General features: G+C 56.6%; 1 rRNA gene (only partly in view). It reads left to right on the top strand.

Annotated features, from left to right (window positions below):
* Positions 1-63 precede the first annotated feature (63 nt).
* A 23S ribosomal RNA gene (locus ACFY2X_RS47110) occupies positions 64-1,335 on the top strand (it continues 1,920 nt past the right edge of the window).

The following is a 1,335-nucleotide window of genomic DNA, read 5'->3' as shown; positions in this document are numbered from 1 at the left end:
GCGGGGTGGGTGTGGTCGCTGTTTGTTGTTTGAGATTTGCATAGTGGACGCGAGCATCTTTGTGGCCAAGTTTTTTAGGGCACACGGTGGATGCCTTGGCATCAGGAGCCGATGAAGGACGTGGGAGGCTGCGTTAAGCCCCGGGGAGTCGCCAACCAGACTTTGATCCGGGGATGTCCGAATGGGGAAACCCAGCACCAGTCATGTGGTGTTGCCTCCGCCTGAATGTATAGGGCGGTTGGTGGTAACGCGGGGAAGTGAAACATCTCAGTACCCGTAGGAAGAGAAAACAACATGTGATTCCGTGAGTAGTGGTGAGCGAAAGCGGATGAGGCTAAACCGTATGCGTGTGATAGCCGGCAGGCGTTGCGTGTGCGGGGTCGTGGGACCCTCTTGGGAAGACTGCCGTCTTCCCGGGCAGTGAGAAATCGGTGGGATAGCCGAAGCTCCTGGGAAGGAGCGCCGAAGACCGTGAGAGCCGGGTAGGCGAAATCTCATCGACTGCTGGAGGGGATCCCAAGTAGCACGGGGCCCGAGAAATCCTGTGTGAATCTGCCAGGACCACCTGGTAAGCCTAAATACTCCCTGATGACCGATAGTGAACAAGTACCGTGAGGGAAAGGTGAAAAGCGCCCCGGTGAGGGGTCGTGAAATAGTACCTGAAACCGTGTGCCTACAAGCCGTAGGAGCGTAAACGAGGCTTGCCTTGTTTGTGATGTGACTGCGTGCCTTTTGAAGAATGAGCCTGCGAGTTATGGTGTGTGGCGAGGTTAACCCGGGAGGGGGAGCCGTAGCGAAAGCGAGTCTGAATAGGGCGTTTGAGTCGCATGCTGTAGACCCGAAGCGGAGTGATCTAGGCATGGGCAGGTTGAAGCGCGGGTAAGACCGCGTGGAGGACCGAACCCACCAGGGTTGAAAACCTGGGGGATGACCTGTGTTTAGGGGTGAAAGGCCAATCAAACTCCGTGATAGCTGGTTCTCCCCGAAATGCATTTAGGTGCAGCGTTGCGTGTTTCTTGCCGGAGGTAGAGCACTGGATGGCCGATGGGCCCGACCAGGTTACTGACGTCAGCCAAACTCCGAATGCCGGTAAGTGAGAGCGCAGCAGTGAGACTGCGGGGGATAAGCTCCGTAGTCGAGAGGGAAACAGCCCAGACCACCGACTAAGGCCCCTAAGCGTGTGCTAAGTGGGAAAGGATGTGGAGTCGCAGTGACAACCAGGAGGTTGGCTTAGAAGCAGCCACCCTTGAAAGAGTGCGTAATAGCTCACTGGTCAAGTGATTCCGCGCCGACAATGTAGCGGGGCTCAAGTACACCGCCGAAGTCGTGGCATTA

The sequence above is a fragment of the Streptosporangium sp. NPDC000396 genome, assembly GCF_042898655.1.
Classification (GTDB): domain Bacteria; phylum Actinomycetota; class Actinomycetes; order Streptosporangiales; family Streptosporangiaceae; genus Streptosporangium.
Note: the sequence above shows the minus strand (reverse complement) of the source record. Positions and strands in the feature narration are given on the sequence as shown.